Annotated in this window: 23 protein-coding genes and 1 tRNA gene; 6 read left to right on the top strand and 18 right to left on the bottom strand. The window is 57.1% G+C overall.

Features of this window, described 5'->3' with window-relative positions:
• Positions 1 to 622 precede the first annotated feature (622 nt).
• Both ACRZ9X_RS17775 and ACRZ9X_RS17770 read right to left on the bottom strand, forming a co-directional pair.
• Positions 623 to 2,131, bottom strand: coding sequence for an amidase (locus ACRZ9X_RS17775; protein WP_480521277.1), 1,509 nt, complete (start codon positions 2,129 to 2,131; stop codon positions 623 to 625).
• A gap of 45 nt (positions 2,132 to 2,176) precedes the next feature.
• On the bottom strand, positions 2,177 to 2,743 hold the full coding sequence (locus ACRZ9X_RS17770) for a TetR/AcrR family transcriptional regulator (RefSeq protein WP_480521275.1): 567 nt from the start codon (positions 2,741 to 2,743) through the stop codon (positions 2,177 to 2,179).
• A 223-nt stretch (positions 2,744 to 2,966) separates the two neighbouring features.
• Here ACRZ9X_RS17770 and ACRZ9X_RS17765 point away from each other — a divergent pair, with 223 nt between their 5' ends.
• The 6 genes from ACRZ9X_RS17765 to ACRZ9X_RS17740 all read left to right on the top strand — a co-directional run bounded on the left by ACRZ9X_RS17765 (position 2,967) and on the right by ACRZ9X_RS17740 (position 7,419).
• Positions 2,967 to 3,539, top strand: a complete 573-nt coding sequence (locus ACRZ9X_RS17765) for an HAD-IA family hydrolase (protein ID WP_480521273.1) — start codon at positions 2,967 to 2,969, stop codon at positions 3,537 to 3,539.
• A gap of 180 nt (positions 3,540 to 3,719) precedes the next feature.
• Positions 3,720 to 4,289, top strand: a complete 570-nt coding sequence (locus ACRZ9X_RS17760) for a hypothetical protein (protein ID WP_480521271.1) — start codon at positions 3,720 to 3,722, stop codon at positions 4,287 to 4,289.
• A gap of 76 nt (positions 4,290 to 4,365) precedes the next feature.
• Positions 4,366 to 4,911 (top strand): hypothetical protein, encoded by a 546-nt coding sequence (locus ACRZ9X_RS17755; protein ID WP_480521269.1) that lies wholly within the window; start codon positions 4,366 to 4,368, stop codon positions 4,909 to 4,911.
• Positions 4,912 to 4,983: 72 nt separating this feature from the next.
• A complete protein-coding gene (locus ACRZ9X_RS17750) occupies positions 4,984 to 5,517 on the top strand; it encodes a phage major capsid protein (protein ID WP_480521385.1) in 534 nt (177 codons plus the stop codon).
• Complete coding sequence (locus tag ACRZ9X_RS17745; RefSeq protein WP_480521267.1) at positions 5,408 to 6,199, top strand: hypothetical protein; 792 nt, start codon at positions 5,408 to 5,410, stop codon at positions 6,197 to 6,199. Before ACRZ9X_RS17750 ends, ACRZ9X_RS17745 begins: the two co-directional genes overlap by 110 nt.
• Positions 6,200 to 6,801: 602 nt before the next feature.
• On the top strand, positions 6,802 to 7,419 hold the full coding sequence (locus ACRZ9X_RS17740) for a hypothetical protein (protein ID WP_480521265.1): 618 nt from the start codon (positions 6,802 to 6,804) through the stop codon (positions 7,417 to 7,419).
• 285 nt (positions 7,420 to 7,704) lie between these two features.
• Here ACRZ9X_RS17740 and ACRZ9X_RS17735 read toward each other — a convergent pair.
• From ACRZ9X_RS17735 to murA, 16 genes are all read right to left on the bottom strand, one after another.
• A tRNA-Phe gene (locus tag ACRZ9X_RS17735) sits at positions 7,705 to 7,779 on the bottom strand.
• A gap of 78 nt (positions 7,780 to 7,857) precedes the next feature.
• Positions 7,858 to 8,040 carry a DNA gyrase inhibitor YacG gene (locus ACRZ9X_RS17730; RefSeq protein WP_480521263.1) on the bottom strand — a complete coding sequence of 61 codons (183 nt, stop codon included), beginning with the start codon at positions 8,038 to 8,040 and terminating at the stop codon, positions 7,858 to 7,860.
• Positions 8,037 to 9,059: a ribonuclease E/G gene (locus ACRZ9X_RS17725; protein WP_480521261.1), complete on the bottom strand. Its 1,023-nt coding sequence runs from the start codon at positions 9,057 to 9,059 to the stop codon at positions 8,037 to 8,039. The genes ACRZ9X_RS17730 and ACRZ9X_RS17725 overlap by 4 nt, the downstream gene beginning before the upstream one ends.
• The gene (locus tag ACRZ9X_RS17720) at positions 9,056 to 9,634 is read right to left on the bottom strand and encodes a Maf family protein (protein WP_480521259.1); all 579 of its coding nucleotides are present in this window, start codon (positions 9,632 to 9,634) and stop codon (positions 9,056 to 9,058) included. The genes ACRZ9X_RS17725 and ACRZ9X_RS17720 overlap by 4 nt, the downstream gene beginning before the upstream one ends.
• A gap of 11 nt (positions 9,635 to 9,645) precedes the next feature.
• Entirely contained in the window at positions 9,646 to 9,864 is a 219-nt protein-coding gene (gene infA / locus ACRZ9X_RS17715) for a translation initiation factor IF-1 (protein WP_005978431.1), read from the bottom strand.
• A 90-nt stretch (positions 9,865 to 9,954) separates the two neighbouring features.
• The gene (locus ACRZ9X_RS17710; RefSeq protein ID WP_480521257.1) at positions 9,955 to 10,830 is read right to left on the bottom strand and encodes a carbon-nitrogen hydrolase family protein; all 876 of its coding nucleotides are present in this window, start codon (positions 10,828 to 10,830) and stop codon (positions 9,955 to 9,957) included.
• A 68-nt stretch (positions 10,831 to 10,898) separates the two neighbouring features.
• A complete protein-coding gene (locus ACRZ9X_RS17705; RefSeq protein ID WP_480521255.1) occupies positions 10,899 to 11,168 on the bottom strand; it encodes a DUF4242 domain-containing protein in 270 nt (89 codons plus the stop codon).
• A gap of 63 nt (positions 11,169 to 11,231) precedes the next feature.
• On the bottom strand, positions 11,232 to 11,825 hold the full coding sequence (locus ACRZ9X_RS17700) for a GNAT family N-acetyltransferase (protein ID WP_480521253.1): 594 nt from the start codon (positions 11,823 to 11,825) through the stop codon (positions 11,232 to 11,234).
• Complete coding sequence (locus tag ACRZ9X_RS17695; RefSeq protein ID WP_480521251.1) at positions 11,818 to 12,216, bottom strand: ketosteroid isomerase-related protein; 399 nt, start codon at positions 12,214 to 12,216, stop codon at positions 11,818 to 11,820. The genes ACRZ9X_RS17700 and ACRZ9X_RS17695 overlap by 8 nt, the downstream gene beginning before the upstream one ends.
• Positions 12,217 to 12,218: 2 nt before the next feature.
• The gene (locus ACRZ9X_RS17690) at positions 12,219 to 12,671 is read right to left on the bottom strand and encodes an arsenate-mycothiol transferase ArsC (RefSeq protein WP_480521249.1); all 453 of its coding nucleotides are present in this window, start codon (positions 12,669 to 12,671) and stop codon (positions 12,219 to 12,221) included.
• A gap of 3 nt (positions 12,672 to 12,674) precedes the next feature.
• Positions 12,675 to 13,154 carry a UPF0262 family protein gene (locus ACRZ9X_RS17685; RefSeq protein WP_480521247.1) on the bottom strand — a complete coding sequence of 160 codons (480 nt, stop codon included), beginning with the start codon at positions 13,152 to 13,154 and terminating at the stop codon, positions 12,675 to 12,677.
• An 87-nt stretch (positions 13,155 to 13,241) separates the two neighbouring features.
• Positions 13,242 to 13,925, bottom strand: a complete 684-nt coding sequence (locus ACRZ9X_RS17680) for a glycosyltransferase family 32 protein (RefSeq protein ID WP_480521245.1) — start codon at positions 13,923 to 13,925, stop codon at positions 13,242 to 13,244.
• Positions 13,926 to 14,172: 247 nt separating this feature from the next.
• Entirely contained in the window at positions 14,173 to 15,474 is a 1,302-nt protein-coding gene (hisD, locus tag ACRZ9X_RS17675; protein ID WP_480521243.1) for a histidinol dehydrogenase, read from the bottom strand.
• Positions 15,475 to 15,526: 52 nt separating this feature from the next.
• Positions 15,527 to 16,000: a GNAT family N-acetyltransferase gene (locus tag ACRZ9X_RS17670; RefSeq protein ID WP_480521241.1), complete on the bottom strand. Its 474-nt coding sequence runs from the start codon at positions 15,998 to 16,000 to the stop codon at positions 15,527 to 15,529.
• A 43-nt stretch (positions 16,001 to 16,043) separates the two neighbouring features.
• Positions 16,044 to 16,520 (bottom strand): DUF2948 family protein, encoded by a 477-nt coding sequence (locus ACRZ9X_RS17665; RefSeq protein ID WP_480521239.1) that lies wholly within the window; start codon positions 16,518 to 16,520, stop codon positions 16,044 to 16,046.
• A complete protein-coding gene (murA, locus tag ACRZ9X_RS17660) occupies positions 16,517 to 17,785 on the bottom strand; it encodes a UDP-N-acetylglucosamine 1-carboxyvinyltransferase (protein ID WP_480521237.1) in 1,269 nt (422 codons plus the stop codon). Before murA ends, ACRZ9X_RS17665 begins: the two co-directional genes overlap by 4 nt.
• Positions 17,786 to 17,790: the final 5 nt, after the last annotated feature.

The raw sequence follows: 17,790 nt of genomic DNA, 5'->3' as shown, positions 1-17,790 counted from the left end.
GACAAAACAGCGTTGACGACAGGCATTCACCCTCAAACGAATGTCGCAATTCATCTGTATCCCCGCGTTATTTCAACGCGGGATCATGACAGCGTAGAAGGCTGAAAATCTGGACAGGACCAAGGTGTACTCGGCGCTGAATATCATTTTTTGAATGACTGCTCAATCTTATTTTTGAATGATCGCTCAAAAATATTTGACGGGCTTCTTGCCGGTCAGAAAGCCAACTCAGGATAATGGCGCATGGAATACGCGCAGCTTGCGAGTTTCTTTGTGCTACCCAAGAATTTCGCAGTGGACTTGGTGCCTATCAAACCCTGCGGCCTACAATGGGATGTAAACGCCATGCGTTCCTGAGGACGGCCCAAAGCTGACTTTGAGCACGGTCATCGGATATTGCGACCGCAGCCCGCTTTTTGGACATTCGCCGCGCACGCAACATCAGCGGCTGTTCAAATCCCTGCGTCGAGGCAAATCCTAAACCGAAGACACTTGCCGTCAGTATCAAAGACATCGCTAAGGCGCCGAGCTTCTGTTTGAAGCCAATCTCCCACCGAGAGTTTAAGCGCGCCTTAGCGCTGCCCTGAAGCGACTGCTTATCTCATGGACCTGGACCTATGTCCTAGGCCCGATACGCGGCCTCCAGCACCTCGGCGGCGCGATAGATCGTGGCCTCGTCGTGGTGACGCCCGCTAAGCATCGCGCCGATTGGTCGGCCATCACTGGTTTTGCCCACCGGCACCGACAGTGACGGATGCCCGGTCGCACAGAAAGGAGAGGTGTTTCCGACCATCTCGAAAGCGCGCGCCACGATCTCTTCATCCGGCGCACCCTCAGGCGGCAATTTACTGGCCGCCATCGGGGTGGTTGGCATCAGCAGCAAATCATAGTCGGACAGTACATCATCATAGGCCTTGGTCAGAGCACGGTTGAGGTTCTGTGCCTTGCCATAGAACCGTCCCTTGTTGCGCGATGACATGTAGTGCCCGGTCAGCAAGCCCAGCTTCAGCGTAGGCGAGAACTCATCTGCGTGATCGCGCCATTTGGATTGGGCATCCAGCAGGCTTTCGACAAAGAGGCCTTTCATATTGGTTCCATAGGCGTTCTGCCGCATCATCAGCTCGGTCGCGCCTTCGACGAAAATCGGTGTCCAGATTGCTCCACCGGCGGCATGCATCGGAATGGATATTTCTTCGACAACGGCACCTGCATCCGCCAGTTTCCGACCTGCTTCGCGTACCCGATCTTCCACCTCATCTTCAGCTCCGGGATGACCGAACCCTTCGCTGACAATCGCGACCCGCAGCCCCTCGGCGCCCTGACCCAAAGCACCGGTATAATCCTGCGCAGGAGCGCCGTTCTGACGCGGGTCCAGCCCGTCGGGTCCGGCCAGGACCTCCAGCATCTGGGCGTTTTCCGCCACGGTCCGCGTCATCGGACCGACATGATCAATGGTCGTGTCCACGGCGAGAATGCCGGTGTAAGGCACCAACCCGTGGGTCGGTTTCATCCCGACAATCCCGCAATAGGAGGCCGGAATGCGAATCGAACCGCCCTGATCGCCGCCGGTGGCCATATCCACGATACCCACCGCAACCAAAGCCGCTGACCCAGAGGATGACCCGCCCGCGTTATGCCCCGGCACAACCGGGTTTTCGACAATCCCCTGCGCCGCGGTATGACTGCCCCCCGAGGCGCAATAGTACTCGCAAGCCGCCTTGCCAGTGATTTCGGCCCCGGCATCCAGCAGACGGGTCACCACCGTGGCATCAATCTCGGGCACATACCCGTCCAGTACGGTCGAGCCGACCTGCATTGGCCAGTCGGCCACGCATGTGTTGTCTTTGATCGCGACGGTTTTTCCTGCCAACGGCCCTTCGGCCTTGCCCTTGATGCTGCCCTGAACGGCCCAGGCACCATAAGGGTTGTCGGCGGGGGTCGGCACGGTGTGGACGCTGCGCGGATAGGACGGCGCCGGATGGGGCTCGTCCATTTCTTCAACAGCGTCATAGGCATCCAACAGACCCTGCATCAGATCGTTGAAAGTCTGTGCCGAGGCGTCGGACAGATTCATACCCAGTTCAGCTGCCGCTGCTTGAACGTCTGAATTTGAGGGCCTTTTAACAGTCATGATCTTCTCCCTGAAATGTGGTCGAGTTTGTTGTTCAGCCGGTCGCTAGTGCTCCGGAAAGGCTTTGAAAACTGTGTGAACAAGCTCCGTCAATGTAGCTCGATCTGGTTGGGTAACGGCCAACACGTTCATCCCCTGCGCCATACAGAGGAGGTATGTAGCCCGACCTTGCGGGTTGTCCCACCCGGCGCGTTCCAGCGCATTCCGGAAAGCTTGCTCGAGAAGATCGAGATGCTCCAGCATGATTGTGCGCACCTCGTCGTTGTTGCGGCCCAATTCCATCAGGGAATTGGTGCCCAAACAGCCAAAGCGCCGCCGACCTGTCAGAATGCCTTCGACGATGAAATGAAAATAGCTGCGGATGCCTGCAATCCCATCCTCGGCCGCATTGATCCTGTCGATACCTTCGGTCGTCACCTTTTGCAGGTATGCGCGAACGGCGGATAGAAACAGCTGATCCTTCTGCCCGTAAGTTGCATAGACGCTGCCGGGATTCAGGTCCATCGCCCGGCAAAGATCTGTCATCGCGCTCGCCGCATATCCTTTCTCCCAGAATACCTCCACGGCCTTCAGCAATGCCGCGTCCGCGTCAAACGTCTTGTGGCGACCCATCCAAGCTCCCTCGGCGTAATTTCACATCAGCTATAGAAATTTCTTGAATGTAAATTCAAGAAAAATGCATTGCAAGACCCATACGACGAACCCGGCGCAACCCGGCAAGGAGAGTGACCAGCCCATCAAAGCCGCTGTGTTCGACACTTATGGCGCGCTGTAGGACGAGCATTCCGTCTCAGCGATCACCGAGGTGGAGTTCCTGGGACATGGCTGCCTTTTTATGCAGATCTGGCGGTTGAAACAGTTGGAATACACTTGGCTGCGATCGCAAATGGCGGACTATAGCAGGTTTTGGGGCCTGTCGGCGAAAAGTCTGCGCTTTACGCTCAAGGCGATCAGGCTGGAGTATGACAGGGACCGGGCTCAGCGGATCATGGCCAAATACAACGAGCTTGATCCATACCCTTCGGCCCTTTCGACTCTGCAGGACCTTTCCGAGCTGCCATGGGCGATACTATCCAAAGGCAATCAGGAAATGCTGGACGCGCTGGCCGAAAACACCGGGCTGAAACCGCATCTTGAGGCAGGTGTCAGCGTCGGCCGCAATCAGGTGTTCGAACCCAACTCCAAAGCTTGCGACCTTGTCGAGGAAACACTGGGCGTGGCGCTGGAACATGTCTCGTTCGTGTCACCCAAATCCTTAGATGCGACTGCCGCGAAGTACTATGGGTTTATCGGACCCACGGACTGTCGACTTTGCCGTCATTCGTTCAACCATGGGCGCTGGCACGAGAGAAAAACGTGCCCCGGCCCTCGACCGGAGCACGGTTATCTTGAAACCAGAGCGCTTTAGAAATCCCCGGTTCGGTCGTTGATAACAAAACCGGTCTCGGACAGCACGAATTTGTGAGCGGTCAATCTGATCCGTCTGGACCGGAGGCATAACCCCGGAACTGGTCGCCGCCGTCTTTTTACTGGCCGAGATACTTTGAAACTTACCGTAGCCCATTCCATGAGCGGAGTGGGTTTTCCTATGGCTGGCCTAGAAACCATTGCCAAAGCAGTCGCGATGCGGGCGGAAAATCAGTTGTCTATGGAGTATTTGGGGCATAAGCATCCCGACAAAAATTTTGGATACGTGACATATCCAATCGAAAACGGCGACTGGGCTATTGTTCCGTTACACGACAAAAGTGAACCCCCGAAAACAACCCCGCCTTGCGTCCAAATTATGTTCGCGGACCGCCTAATTGAACGTGTCCTTGAAAAACTCAACGCAATGGTGTCCGAACAGCCTATTCCGGTCTTTGAGGACCATCGCCCCAACCCGCCTGCTAACGAATACGCGCCCTGTTCCGACTTTTTCAAGAAGTGGGAAAAGGATGAACAAGATCGTTGGGTCTATGTCGGACTAGATCACGGCGAAACGCAAGAGTTTTTAAAGCTCCAAGGCCTGACTCTTGTCGGCGATGACTTGGAAATCAATGAGGATGGTGTTGTTGCCAACGAAGCCGATGACGAACGCTTTCTGCAACTCGATGATCGGTATGAATTGGCACGCAAGAAGCGTATTGACGAAAAACGGAGTGAAACAACCAACTAAAAATCGGTCCGCGCGGCTAAGTTTGGCAACCATCCCGCGCGGACCTTCACTTTAGAACCTAAGAAAGGAAACAAGGATGCCCCTTGACAATTTGAACGAACTCAAAGAGCAACGCGCAGGCAAGATTGCTGAAATGCGCCGGATCAACGAAAAAGCTGTGGGCGACAACCGCGACTTGTCCGGCGAAGAGCGTAAGCGCTTCGACACTCTGGAAACTGAGGTGCACGTTTTGAACGCCCGTCTGAGCGACGCTGAGAAGCTCGCAGAGTTTGAAAGGCTGGAGGCACACGCAGATTCCATTAGCGGCGATGCGGTGGCACTGCGTTCTCTGAATGACTATTCTCTGTCCAAGGCACTGAGCGAGAGCCGTTCCGGTACTTTGACGGGCGTTGAGGCAGAGTGGCACAAAGAGTTGGGCCGGGATCGCGCTGAAGTTCGCGGTGTCATGGTTCCCACCCAAATCATCCTTGGTGGAGATTCCCGCGCCCTGACTACCGCTGGTACTGCCGGTAACATGGTGGCAACCGATCTGGCTGCGATGACAGATCGTCGCCGCGCTGCGCTGAAAGTGGAGATGATAGGGGCGACCGTCTTGCGTGGTTTGAGCGGCAACTTGGAATAGCCCCGCCTTGTCGGTTCCGGCACTGCCGCATGGGTGCCCGAACATATTGATGCCACCTTCGGCAAGAAGGCCATGGGCCCCAAGACGGTATCAGCTGAATATGAATTGTCTCGCCGCATGTTGCTGCAGGCAAATCAAGCTCTCGAACCGATCCTTCGCGCTGATCTGGCTTACTTGCTGGCCCAAGCTTTGGACAGTGCGGCCATCCGTGGCGGCGGTGCCAACGAACCCACAGGCGTCTTGACCGATGCTGATGTAAACAGCGTGCCCGGTGGTGCATTCAGTTCCGATATCACGGCAGACCTGATTGCGGCCTTGGAAACCGACAATGTGTGTGGAACCGCAGGCTTTCTGACAAATCCCGACATCATGAACAAAGCTCGCAAGACCAAGGATGCAGACAGCCGTGTAATCCCGATTTCCGAATTGTTTCATAACGAACGTGTCGAAAGCTCTACTCAGGCTCCTACTGACATTGGGGCTGGATCAGACAAAAATGCGCTCATCTATGGTGAATGGTCATCAGGTCGATCCGGATGTGTCCCACACACCCACAGTTGCACCCGGTTCAGTCGATATCGCAGGCAGCCACGATGCCGACGCTGACACGTCGCATGATGGTGCTGTTTCGCAGGGTGCTGCACCCGCTCGGGTCATTGACGGCGCGCATCACGATGACCCGGATACGTCCTACGGGGCGACAGTCACGCCAGGCGGCGTGGATGTGGATGGCGACCATCATGTTGATGGAGATACATCCCATAATGGCGCTGTATTACAGGGTGGGGCACCTGATCAGAACATCGGCGGCACGCACCAGTCTGATCCAGATGCCGCCCACGATCCGTCAATCGACGTTGGGCCGGTCGGTATAAGTGGCGATCATCATGCAGATGGCGACCAATCGCATGACGGTGCGGTTTCACAAGGCGCATCACCAGATCAGGCCGTAGGTGGCGAACATCAAACCGATCCCGATGTATCCCATGACCCAACAATCAGCGCTGGCTCGGTCGGTCTCAGCGGTGATCATCACACGGACGCAGATGCATCACATGGGGGCACTTTAACACCCGGTGCGGTGGACATCACCGGTGATCATCACGCGGACAGAGATCATTCCCATTCTGGCACTATTACAGCAGGTGTCGCACCGGGGACGCCTGTCTCTGTGTTTCAGGCGGTTTTTGACGCTGCATGGGTCATTCCCCAGTTCGAAGGAACGTGGGTGGAAGCCGTTGAATATGCGTCTTGGACAACGCCCACTGGATACTCGGCCAAATGGTAGGCCGACATTCGCGGTAAACTGGAGAGAACGACATGACAAATCGCCCAAGTTTTGAAATTCATGAGCACGATTCATTAAAGTTTCAAGCCATCGTCTATGAGTCAAAGAGCAGCAAAATCACTTAACCCAAGGTACTCAGAGATCTGACGGGTGCCACGGCGGAAGCAAGTGTCACCATTCCGGGCGGCGTGAGAGTGGACGCTGTTTGCCAGATACCGCAGCCGACCACAGCAGTGGTAAACGTGTTCTTTGCCGAGGGCAGTTTTAGCGGTCATCCGGGGAAGTACGAGTGCAAAGTCCGCGTTCTGGCACCCGGTCAACGTAGTCAAACTGTGTTGGTCGTGCGTTTCACAGTCCGGGATGCCGACTGAAAACAAAGTGCGGGTAAGTTGTCGCATTAGTGTGGTTCAAGGGTGGTGAATGTTTTTTTTGACGCTCTACCATCTGGTGAATATGGCCGCCAAGCGGCAATTGTGACTGTATTTTTTGATAGAGGTATCAATGTACTTAGTATTGGCTTCCGCACTTTCATTGGCCTGCCTGGTGGCCACTATTTTTGGAGTAGTTCTGCAATTTAAGAAGGGTAGGCGCAAAAGGGATTCATGATCATCCCGAGTGCATTGCTCGTTTGGTTCATTGGTTTAGGAACTATCGGGAACATGATGGGAAACGCCGACGCTCAAGAGACAGGTTTTCTAAATCGTGGGGATCAGCAGGCAGCTATTGAGGCTGGGTATTCCGATGCAGAAGCCTGGTCCGCTCGGAAAGCTGAGATCGCGGCCGGAGAAGCCGCTCAAAAACGCGCTGATGAACAAGAGGCAGCTCGGTTGGCCGAGGAGGCGGAGAGATTGGCGACCGAAGCTGCGGAGAAAGAAGAAGCCGAGCGCATAGAGCAAGAGCGTGTTGCCAAGGAACGTGAGGCCGCCGAGAAGCGTTTGGCCGAGGCTAAAGTTGCCGAGGAAAAGAGAAAGGGTTTTCAATGCTTTAGTGCATGGGGCGGTTCTCATCCCGGTTTCAAACGTTCGGTCAAAGACCTGATGAGAGATCCAGATAGTTTTGAAGAAATCGAGACACGTATCGCCCCTGTTTATGCCGAGGGATATCACTCGCTGATCATGACATATCGGGCCAGGAATGGGTTTGCCGACATGAACGTCAGCGAAGCACTCGGGTTAGTTCGCAATTCGGATTGTATGGCGACGGTTGTTTCTGTGGAATAGTTGACCCTTAGTCTGTCTAAATAGGCGCGCACGCTCATCTAGTTAGGCGCGCCGCGCTATAGCCATGCGCATCGGAGCGCTTGTACGCCCTTCCTGAAGGTTGCACATTTTTCAGTGCAATATCCGTCAAAGGCATCAAATAACCCGCCAAATTGATCACATCGGTTATACCAACACTTTTTTCGGATGGAAGCGGACAAATGCGGAACAACCCAGACTCCCAAAAGTGGAAATTTCTGCAAAACAGACACATCGCACAATCTTGGACAGATTTGGAAGGTAGTATGGTGCCCGGGGGCGGAATCGAACCACCGACACGAGGATTTTCAATCCACTGCTCTACCCCTGAGCTACCCGGGCACGGGAACGGTGTTTGCCGTTGGGTGGAGGCCTTCTATGACTTGCACCAGGCAGTGTCCAGAGGCTTTTTACATTTTTTCAGTGCGGGCGCGGTTGTGGGGCTTCGTCTTCCGGGCCGTCCGCATCGACCTCGTCTTGGCGCTGCGACGGAACAGCGTACGAGCCGTTCAGCCATTTGGCAAGATCGACATCCGCGCACCGTTTCGAGCAGAACGGACGGTAGGTCGCCTGCGTGTTCTCACCACAGATCGGACAGCTCATTTCAGCACCTCCGACAAAGGCAGTCGGGCGCGTTTGCGTTGCAATTCGTAGTGACCCAACGGCGTCCAACCGGCCAGAACGGTTTCGATCGGGTCGGACCGGAATGCGGCACGCAGGGCGGATTCGAAGCCCCTCCGGTCTTTCTTCGGCATCGGCGCGAGGTCCAGTGTGATCTGTCCACCCAACCCGCGTACGCGTAGTGCGCGCGGCAGAGTTTTGGCGCAGGCGAAATTGGCTTTGGTTCCGGCAGCTAATGAGGTATCGGCCCCGGTGTTGACATCCACGGCAATCAACGCCCGTGTCGGCTGGATGTACAAATGCCCTCCGCCCGGCAGCGTTTCGGTGATACCCAGAGTGGTCTCGAGAGCGTCCAGCACGCCATGCGTTTCAAAACCACCCGCCTGCGTCACGACCTCAGCCGGGTCGGTCCAGTCGCGCCAGGCCAGGACATGTGGTCCGTCGCCATCCTCAAGCCGTTCGGTTTCAGTTCCGGGATCGTTCATGACCTGATCCGCCTGCGCGCGCATGGCGTTGATGTCCTCGGCAATCTCGGCCGCGTCCTCGCCCTGGCAGCAAGAACGCAGGATCAGCCCGTATTCGCTGCCCTCCATGACCTCATGCGCAACCTGCAGCAGACGGTCGCGTTCTGCGTCATCGCGGATGCTGCGCGATACATTCAGCCCGGGCGCATTCGGCGTAACGATTGCGTAGCGGCTTTTAAACAGGATCCGATCTGTGACGGGCAAAGCCTTGCCCGGCTCGGCATATCCCGTCACCTGCACCAAAAGCGTGGCACCAGAGGCAAGCCCCTTGACCTGACGCAGGAAGGCCGGGCCGTCGGGCGTTGTCAGGAACATGCCGCCTTGTCCTTTGACAGGACGGTCAGCGCGCGCGCGATACACCGTTCCGGGTGGTGGCGCGTCTGCGGAAATCAGAAAATCGTCCAGCATGCCATCCACCATCAGGGCTGCGGCTTCACGATTTTCGATATGGTCCAGAATGATTGTACGGCCCTTCATGGTGCCTCACGATACAACGGATAGCCGATGCCCTGCAAAAGTGTGGCCGTTTCCGCCAGTGGCAAACCGACAATGGCCGTGAATGAGCCCGAAATCCAGGGGATGAACGCCCCGGCAGGGCCCTGAATGGCATAGGCACCCGCTTTGCCCTGCCAATCGCCGGTTGCCAGATAAGCATTGATCTCAATATCCGACAAGCGTTTGACCTTGACCTGCGAGACCACGTCGCGCTGCAGGATTTTCTCGCCCCTGCGCACAGCGACCGATGTAATAACCCGGTGGCGTCGCCCGGATAGTGAATGCAGGAACTCAGCTGCCTGCCCGGCATCATCGGGTTTGCCCAAAATCCTGCGACCCAAAGCAACCGTGGTGTCGGCGCACAGGGTGATATCCTCTGTCCCGGCTTGAACCGCCCGCACCTTTTCGCGGGTGATACGGCTGCAATAGGGAACCGGCAGTTCGCCCTTCATGGGCGTTTCATCGATTTCAGGGGGCTGTATCGCATCGGGCCGAACGCCAAGCTGCGCCAGCAGGTCCAGCCGCCTAGGGCTGCCCGATCCGAGAATGAGCGCCATGGGGTGGGGCGTTACTTGAAGCGGTAGTTGATCCGACCCTTGGTCAGATCATAGGGGGTCATCTCGACCTGCACCTTGTCGCCGGCCAGAACACGGATGCGGTTTTTGCGCATCTTGCCTGCCGTATGTGCGATGATCTCATGGCCGTTTTCCAGCTCGACCCGAAACGTCGCATTAGGCAGGAGTTCCTTCACGACACCGGGAAATTCGAGCGTATCTTCCTTGGCCATGTTGTCTCCATAGTTACGTTGCACTCGCAGAATCTGCGAGGATGTGCGCTTAAATGAGCCTATTTCCGCCTTATTTCAAGGCCGGAATCACTAAAGTGCAGAGATTGTGACCGATTCGACTCGGGGGGGCTGCTCGGCCCAGTGGGTGCGGTTCAGCACATGACCATCGGCCCGGACATTGGCGATCGCCTTCAGATCGACATCCGCATAGGTCCAGCCGGGCTGGTTCAATTCGCCTTCGGCCAGAACACCCGTTGCCGGAAACCCTTTGTCCGGCGGGCCAAAGATGCCGCCGGTGCCGGTGTTCTGATCCACGGCCTCGGACCAGGCATTATTGCCAACCAAAGACGCCATGACGGACAGGCATTGAGACTCCAGCGCTCGGGACATCGCACCGATGCGAACGCGCCAGTACCCCGAGAGGGCCTCGGTACAGGACGGAACAAGGATCAGATCGGCCTCGCTCAGCGCCCGGCCCAACAATGGAAATTCGCTGTCATAGCAGATCAGCACACCGATTTTGCCAATCGCGGTGTCAAACAGCTTAAGCGGGCCACCCGGGGCGATGTCCCAGTCTTCCCGTTCGAACCGGGTCATGATTTGCTTGTCCTGGTGGTCGTAGCGACCGTCCGGCGCGTAGAGCATGGCCCTGTTAATCGGGCGTCCCGCGCCGTCCACCACCGGAGCGGATGCGCCCAAGATGTATGTGTTGTGTTCCTGCGCCAAACGCTGATGCAGGGCGCAGGCTTCATGCATCCGATCAGACACAGCGTGAATTGAACGTTCCAGATCACCCGCAACATCGGCACCATCGAGCGTGGACAATTCCATCGCTCCATATTCCGGAAAAACCAGCAGGTCCGCCCCATGGCCCGCAGCCTCGGAAACCCACCGGGCCAGCTTATCTTCGTACTGCGCCCAACTGTCGAGCCAACTGAGGTCATAGGCGGCGGTGGCGACTTTCATGGCATTGGTCCAAAATGGTCAAATCGGCCGGACCTTAAACGGGAATGCCACCAGCTGTATAGACCGTTTCACCCCGCCGTCGTCGGATCAATGATAGTGGTGACTTCGGTTACGACATTGGCCGGAAACCCACTGAGTTCCGCATGCTTGTGGATGGCCTGCTCGCTTTCGGCCAAATAGATGCAAAAAGTCTTGTCGCCCGCGACGTAGGAATGCTCCCACTGCACGCCGGGGATTTGTTCCAATGCTTCATTTGATTTAGCCGACGCGCCGCACAATTCGTCTTTGGACATCGAGCCGACGCCAGGCAGATCGCGTTCAATCACGTAACGTTTCATTTCACTTCCCCCACAGAAAACACAAGGGTAGCACATTTCGATCTAACAATCTGCCCTGCAGCGTCAAAGGTCCCTGATCCAGAACTGCAATGGCTTCTGCGTCTCGGTCTCTTCGCCGATATCTTTCCATGAAAACTGCGCCACGACACCGGACAAAGGCGCATACCCCCGCGCTTTCCAGAACGCATTGAGCGGACGGTAGTTCGTGGGGCGCATCGGGTGATCATCAGGGCGCTGAACACTGCAGAAAGCGCATTTGGACAAACCCAACATGCGGGCATGGGTCTCGCGCAGATCAAAGAACTTGTGACCCACGCCCTGTCCGCGATAGCCGGGCAGTAAAACCGATTCCGCGCAATAGAAGATGTCGGACAGGTTCAGGCCGGCGCCATCGAACGCAGCGGCGAAATCATCGGCATGATCCTCCAGCGGCGCGCCGGTTGACGCACCGACAAGACGATCCCCATCAAACGCGCCGACGACAATGGCCCTTTCGCTGTCGCGGTAGGATTGCAGGTATTTGCGCTCGTATTCCAGATCTCCGTCATAGAGATAGGGCCACGCACGAAACACTTCGATCCGCAGACGCGCAACATCGACCAATGCTGCCTCAAGCGCATCGCCGATCAGGGGGCGAACTGCGGTGATCTCAGCCACCGGACACCTGTTTGGTCCAGTCGGCGAGATTGTAATAGGTCGTTACGCGGGTGATCTGACCGTCATGGAGGTCAAAGAACGATCCGGCAGGCAGCCGGTAGGTCTGGCCATGCGCGTCGGGCAATCCCTCGTCCGTTTCCAGATAGGTGCCGTTGACGATGAACTCGGCAGCCGCGCGGGTGCCGTTTTCAGCCTCAAAGATCACGATGTCCGTCAGGTTTTCGCGATAGCAGCGGTTCATATGGACACAGAAGGCGGCAAACTTCTCTTTGCCGACGCGGATCTGACCTTCGTTTACGTGATGGGCCACATCTTCGGACAGGCAGGCCAGCATGCCATCCACATCTCCGGCATTGAAGGCTTTGAAATAGGTTTCGATGGTCTGGTTCATGATCACTCCGTGGGTTCACCCCAGCGATCTTTCAGATGTTTGATGATCTGATCGCGGGTCTGTCGGTAGTGCGTTAACTTGTCTTCGCGGGTTTCGCCCAACCCGGTAGGGTCCATTATTGGCCAATAATCGACATCGAGGTGGAAAATCCGCGTCAGTTCCAGCGCCCGACGCTGGCTTGCGGGGGACAAGGCGACAATCAGATCAAACGAACTGAGGTCGTCGCCCCATTCCTGCATTTCATCGAAAGACCGCGACCTGTGGCGAGACAGCTCGACTCCCACCTCGTGACAGACCGCGATGCAGAAGCCGTCAATCTCAAGATCATTATGGACACCCGCGGATTGCACATAGGTGCCGGTGCCGTAGAATTTTTTCATAATGCCTTCAGCCATGGGCGAGCGCACCGAATTGTGGTCGCAACAGAACAGAATAGACTGTGGCAGAGGGCTCACCCGTCACCCCCCGAAATGCAGGACGCAGATCAGTGTGAACAGGCGGCGGGCGGTGTCAGTATCAACCTCGGCTTTCCCTTCCAGCCTTTCCTGCAAAACCCGGCTGCCTTCGTTGTGGATGCCACGCCGGGCCATGTCGATGGTTTCGATCTGACTGGGCGGCAGAGATTTCACCGCATCGAAATAGCTTTCACAGATTTGGAAATAGTCCTTGACCACCTGACGGAAGGGCCCGAGCGACAGGTGAAACTCGGCTGCCTTTTCTGCGGCTTCAGTAGCGACATCGAACACCAGACGCTTGTCGCGAATTGAAAGCTGCACGTGGTAGGGACCATCCGGCACAACGCGATCATCGCGCTGGGGCAGTTCGAACGAGTTATCCTCGAGCAGATCATAGATTGCGACTTTACGCTCCTGCTCGATCTCTGGGGTTGGCGGCGGCAGGTTTCTGTCGTCCAGTTCGATATGCGATATGCGGGTCATGTCATGCTGTCCTGTCGGGTCCGACACGGTTTAGCGCGAGCCTGCACCAGGAGCAACGCAGGTTACGCGAATTTGCAAACACCAATGTCAAAGCGGATGCGCAATCGGGTCGACCGCATGTTTCTTCAAGAGAACATCGACCAACGAACCGGAGTTGATCTTTTTCCCTGCAAGAACCTGTCGAAACCAGGACCCAAAGAAATGAATGGACATTTTATCCTGCCATTCCAGGTGATCCAGCTTTGAGATATCGGGATCATTCCAGAGGTTCCTGAACCTCAGCGGGATCGAATAAAGCTGCTGGCGGTGGACATGCATGGAGCGTTCCGGGGAACCATTAAGAAAGTGAAAAAGCATCGGCGGACCAAATGTAAAAAGTGGCAAGCTCCAGTATGTTGAGCTGCCAAAAAGAGCCAGATAGTTCTCTTTTTTCTCATTGGGCCACCACGGTGGGACAAGATCACTATGAAAGGCGAAGTCGAGCATGCCTTTCAGGGCGGGGCTGTCACTGGGCAGGGCCAGAACACCACTGTTGATCCGCCTTTGCCTTTTGTGGGCATGAGGGAACAGATACCCCTCGCGGGTTTCAAAGGGTTTGACCGCGTAGGCATCTGCGTCCACCCAGATGTAATCCGTCAATTCGAGCAGCTTTAACCGAAACAGATCCGAGTGAACGGCAGCAGATCGCTTGATCGGATCTCTGTAGATTTCCGCGGTGTCGAAAATCTCGCGGGCGTCCCGCACTTCCACAAAGTCCGGAATATCCTGCACGTCACCATAGTGGTACAAAATCGGCCGTTGATCCAAATCCGCAAATGACTTCAGGCAAAGACGCTCAAGGTAAGAAAGGCGGCTTCCAATCCAAAGCGTAGCAACCCGTTCCAAATCTCTCTCCATCCACGTCCTGAAACACAGCTATTTCAGAATATTTCTGAATTCAAACCGGAAAGCCGCGATCAATTCAGAGCCCCGACTCACTGTCTGGATTTTGACACGGTGTATGAAAAAACCGGCGTTTCTAAGTATTCAGGCGATCCAGCCGCGCTGTGACCGAAAGCCCATGCGCTTCTAGGCTTTCGGAAGCGGCCAGCTGCGCTGCGGCTGGACCGATGGCCCTTAAGGCCGCCGGAGTCATTTGACTAAGTGTGGTGCGCTTTAAGAAATCCAGCACGCTCAGGCCTGACGAAAAGCGCGCAGAACGCGCAGTGGGCAGCACATGGTTGGGGCCGCCAACATAGTCACCGATCGCCTCGGGTGTGTGTTGTCCCAAGAAGATGGCCCCCGCATGTATGGTCTTCTGGCTGAGCGCGACCGGATCAGTCACGCAAAGTTCCAGATGTTCGGGTGCAATCCGGTTGGACAGTACAGCCGCCTCGTTCAGATCTTGCACCGTGATCACCGCGCCGAAATCACGCCAGCTGGCCCCGGCAATCGCGCGGCGTTGCAGGGTTTCAAGCCGGTTATCGACGGCCTGAGCGACGGCCTGACCAAACGCGGCATCATCGGTGATCAGGATCGATTGCGCGCTTTCGTCATGTTCAGCCTGGCTCAGCAGGTCCAGCGCAATCCAGTCGGGATCGTTGTCCTTGTCGGCGATCACCAGAATCTCGGACGGCCCTGCGATCATGTCGATGCCCACCTTGCCGAAGACGCGGCGTTTTGCGGCGGCCACAAAGGCGTTGCCCGGGCCGGTGATCATGTCCACGGGCGCGATAGAGGCCGTGCCATATGCCAACGCGGCGATCGCCTGTGCCCCGCCGATGCGGTAAATCGTATCCACTCCTGAAAGCCTCGCCGCCAACAAGACCAGCGGATTGACCTGTCCGTCCGGCGTTGGCACCGCTATGGCCAGCCGTTCGACCCCAGCCACTTTGGCCGGAATGGCATTCATCAACACCGACGAGGGATAAGACGCCAAGCCCCCCGGCACATACAACCCCGCCGCCGACACGGCTGACCAGCGCCAGCCCAGCGTCGCCCCGGCCTCATCCGTCCATTGCTGGTCTGCAGGCAGTTGCTTTTCGTGATAAGCCCGGATGCGGTCCGCCGCCAGTTCCAGCGCGGCGCGGTCTTGCGCCGACACTGCTGCAACCGCCGCATCGATTTCCCCGGCCGAGAATGCAAGCGTGTCTGGCGTCAGCTCAAGCCGGTCGAATTTCGCAGTCAGTTCGATCACCGCCGCGTCTCCACGGGCGCGTACATCCTGAATGATATCAGCGACGACCGCATCAACGTCTGGACTGTCTTCACGCTTGGCGGACAACAAAGCCTGAAAGGCAGTTTCAAAATCGGATGAGGTCGTATCCAGGAAAACAGGCATATTGGGCACTCCGAGGCAGTTCATCGGGACATATCGCCGGGATCGGGTGGCCTCAACCCTTGTCCGCCTGGTGCAGCAATTTGCGCATCGGATATTGCGGCATACCGTGCCAGTCACCCGGATCATCCCATTCTTGCCAGCCAAACCGGCGATAAAACTCACGGGCGGTAGCCGTGGCATCCAGATGTGCCAGCGTACAGCCTTGACGGGACAGCTCGTCCTCAAGCCGGATCAACAACGCCAGTCCGACACCGCGCCGCGCATATGCCGGATCAACATACAACAACGAAATCTCGGACCGGTGGCGTAGTCCGCCGACACCGGCGACATGCCCTTCGACCTCAGCCAGCCACAGCTCGGCCCCGGATTGTATCCAGTTTCGGATGGCCTGCGGGTCTTTGTCGGCTGTCCACAACGCCAGCAGCACGCTGTTCTTATGGTGATCCGCAGCGCACAGATAGGTAATCGAACGGATCAGCATCCGGCTGATCTGAAAAACGTCAAAAACCGTTGCACGGCGCAGCACCAAGCCCTTTGAAGGCCCGGAGAACGCTTGGGCTATGCCGCGTTTATTCCGGATGGTGCGGGGCCTGGCCCGAGGGCGCCTGATAGGGTCGGGTCACATCCTTGAGCGTCACGTCCAACGCTTCGACCGACAGGCGGATCGCGCCGTCTCCGGCCAATGTCAGCGTGATCCGTCCCGCGCCATCTTCCACCGCTTCAAAGTCTACCGACAGCAGCGACATCACCATGTCCTTGTCACTTCGGTCGATGCCCTGACTGGACACGGATAGAACCGAGTCAAACACCAGAACCGATTGCACCCGTTCAAACGGTCGATCACGACGGGTGGCGGCGTTCTGATCTTCCCAACGGAACCGGTTAAGCAACAAGCCAAACCGGCGTTGCGATGGCCGCCACGTCATCTCGGTGATCGGAAACACCGCGTCTTGCGTCAGGGTCGAGATCACCTGCAAATCATCGACATCCTCGGCCCCCAGATTCAACGGGGCCTCGCGCCCTTCGTGAAAACTTGCGTCAGTCATTGACCTTTGATCCGTTCAATTTTTGCGCCCACACCTTCCAGCTTGCGCACTACTTGCTCATATCCGCGGTCCAAATGATAGACCCGGCTGACCGTTGTTTCCCCTTCCGCCGCCAATCCGGCAAGGATCAGCGAAACCGAGGCCCGCAGGTCCGTCGCCATCACCGGCGCGCCCTTCAGGCGATCCACACCCGTCACGGTAGCGGTGCCGCCATGCACCTCGATCTCAGCGCCCATTCGGACCAGTTCAGGCGCATGCATAAAGCGATTCTCGAAAATACGCTCTTCAAGAACGGACACACCTTCGGCAGTGCACATCAATGCCATCATTTGCGCCTGCAGATCGGTTGGAAAACCGGGGAAGGGTTCGGTCACTACATCAACCGAAGCCACCCGCCCATTCTTGCGCGCCACTTTCAGGCCCTTCTCGGTTTCGGTGACATTGATCCCCGCTGCATCCAGCTTGGCCGCGAAGCTTTCGACCAGACGCATCCGGCCACCCAGCAGCTCGACCTCGCCGCCGCAAATCGCAGGGGCCAACATATAGGTGCCCAGCTCGATCCGGTCGGTTACGACCTGATGGGTCGCGCCATGCAGCCGGTCGACGCCCTGAATTTCGATGGTCGAGGTGCCCTCGCCCGAAATCTGCGCGCCCATCTTGCGCAGACATTCGACCAGATCGACAATCTCGGGCTCGCGCGCGGCGTTTTTCAGCACCGTGGTGCCTTTGGCCAGCGTGGCGGCCATGACGATATTCTCGGTCGCGCCCACGGATGCAAAACGCATCTCATGCACCGCGCCTTTCAACCCGCCGGGGGCGTTGGCGTGCAGGTAGCCGTCTTTCAGCTCGATCTCGGCCCCCAGCGCTTCCAGCCCCTCGACATGCAGGTCCATGGGGCGTGCGCCAATGGCACAGCCGCCCGGCAGCGAGACGACCGCCTGCCCGAACCGCGCCAGCAACGGCCCCAGCACAAGGTTCGAGGCGCGCATCTTGCGCACGATATCATAGTCGGCGACATGGCTGGTCAGATCATGACTGGACATTGCAATCACCTGCCCGTCCTGCAGCGCCGAGACCTCGGCCCCCAGCGATTGCAGCAGCGCTGTCATGGTCTTGATGTCGCTCAGACGCGGCGCATTGGTCAGCGTCAGCGGTTCTTCGCTGAGAAGCGTCGCAGGCATCAGCGTCAGACACGCATTCTTGGCCCCCGCGATCGGAATATGCCCGTTCAGCGGGCCGTTGCCCGTCACCAGAATCGAATCCATCTGCT

Source organism: Ruegeria sp. AL1, from assembly GCF_056540905.1.
The sequence above is the reverse complement of the archived record's forward strand: the minus strand, read 5'-3'. Positions and strand labels throughout refer to the sequence as shown.

What these genes read in the sequence shown, in the direction of transcription:
- ACRZ9X_RS17775 (WP_480521277.1), bottom strand. Translation starts at nt 2,131, where the DNA reads ATGACTGTTAAAAGGCCCTCAAATTCAGACGTTCAAGCAGCGGCAGCT.
- ACRZ9X_RS17770 (WP_480521275.1), bottom strand. Translation starts at nt 2,743, where the DNA reads ATGGGTCGCCACAAGACGTTTGACGCGGACGCGGCATTGCTGAAGGCC.
- ACRZ9X_RS17765 (WP_480521273.1), top strand. Translation starts at nt 2,967, where the DNA reads ATGCAGATCTGGCGGTTGAAACAGTTGGAATACACTTGGCTGCGATCG.
- ACRZ9X_RS17760 (WP_480521271.1), top strand. Translation starts at nt 3,720, where the DNA reads ATGGCTGGCCTAGAAACCATTGCCAAAGCAGTCGCGATGCGGGCGGAA.
- ACRZ9X_RS17755 (WP_480521269.1), top strand. Translation starts at nt 4,366, where the DNA reads ATGCCCCTTGACAATTTGAACGAACTCAAAGAGCAACGCGCAGGCAAG.
- ACRZ9X_RS17750 (WP_480521385.1), top strand. Translation starts at nt 4,984, where the DNA reads ATGGGCCCCAAGACGGTATCAGCTGAATATGAATTGTCTCGCCGCATG.
- ACRZ9X_RS17745 (WP_480521267.1), top strand. Translation starts at nt 5,408, where the DNA reads ATGCGCTCATCTATGGTGAATGGTCATCAGGTCGATCCGGATGTGTCC.
- ACRZ9X_RS17740 (WP_480521265.1), top strand. Translation starts at nt 6,802, where the DNA reads ATGATCATCCCGAGTGCATTGCTCGTTTGGTTCATTGGTTTAGGAACT.
- ACRZ9X_RS17730 (WP_480521263.1), bottom strand. Translation starts at nt 8,040, where the DNA reads ATGAGCTGTCCGATCTGTGGTGAGAACACGCAGGCGACCTACCGTCCG.
- ACRZ9X_RS17725 (WP_480521261.1), bottom strand. Translation starts at nt 9,059, where the DNA reads ATGAAGGGCCGTACAATCATTCTGGACCATATCGAAAATCGTGAAGCC.
- ACRZ9X_RS17720 (WP_480521259.1), bottom strand. Translation starts at nt 9,634, where the DNA reads ATGGCGCTCATTCTCGGATCGGGCAGCCCTAGGCGGCTGGACCTGCTG.
- infA (WP_005978431.1), bottom strand. Translation starts at nt 9,864, where the DNA reads ATGGCCAAGGAAGATACGCTCGAATTTCCCGGTGTCGTGAAGGAACTC.
- ACRZ9X_RS17710 (WP_480521257.1), bottom strand. Translation starts at nt 10,830, where the DNA reads ATGAAAGTCGCCACCGCCGCCTATGACCTCAGTTGGCTCGACAGTTGG.
- ACRZ9X_RS17705 (WP_480521255.1), bottom strand. Translation starts at nt 11,168, where the DNA reads ATGAAACGTTACGTGATTGAACGCGATCTGCCTGGCGTCGGCTCGATG.
- ACRZ9X_RS17695 (WP_480521251.1), bottom strand. Translation starts at nt 12,216, where the DNA reads ATGAACCAGACCATCGAAACCTATTTCAAAGCCTTCAATGCCGGAGAT.
- ACRZ9X_RS17685 (WP_480521247.1), bottom strand. Translation starts at nt 13,154, where the DNA reads ATGACCCGCATATCGCATATCGAACTGGACGACAGAAACCTGCCGCCG.
- hisD (WP_480521243.1), bottom strand. Translation starts at nt 15,474, where the DNA reads ATGCCTGTTTTCCTGGATACGACCTCATCCGATTTTGAAACTGCCTTT.
- ACRZ9X_RS17665 (WP_480521239.1), bottom strand. Translation starts at nt 16,520, where the DNA reads ATGACTGACGCAAGTTTTCACGAAGGGCGCGAGGCCCCGTTGAATCTG.
- murA (WP_480521237.1), bottom strand. Translation starts at nt 17,785, where the DNA reads ATGGATTCGATTCTGGTGACGGGCAACGGCCCGCTGAACGGGCATATT.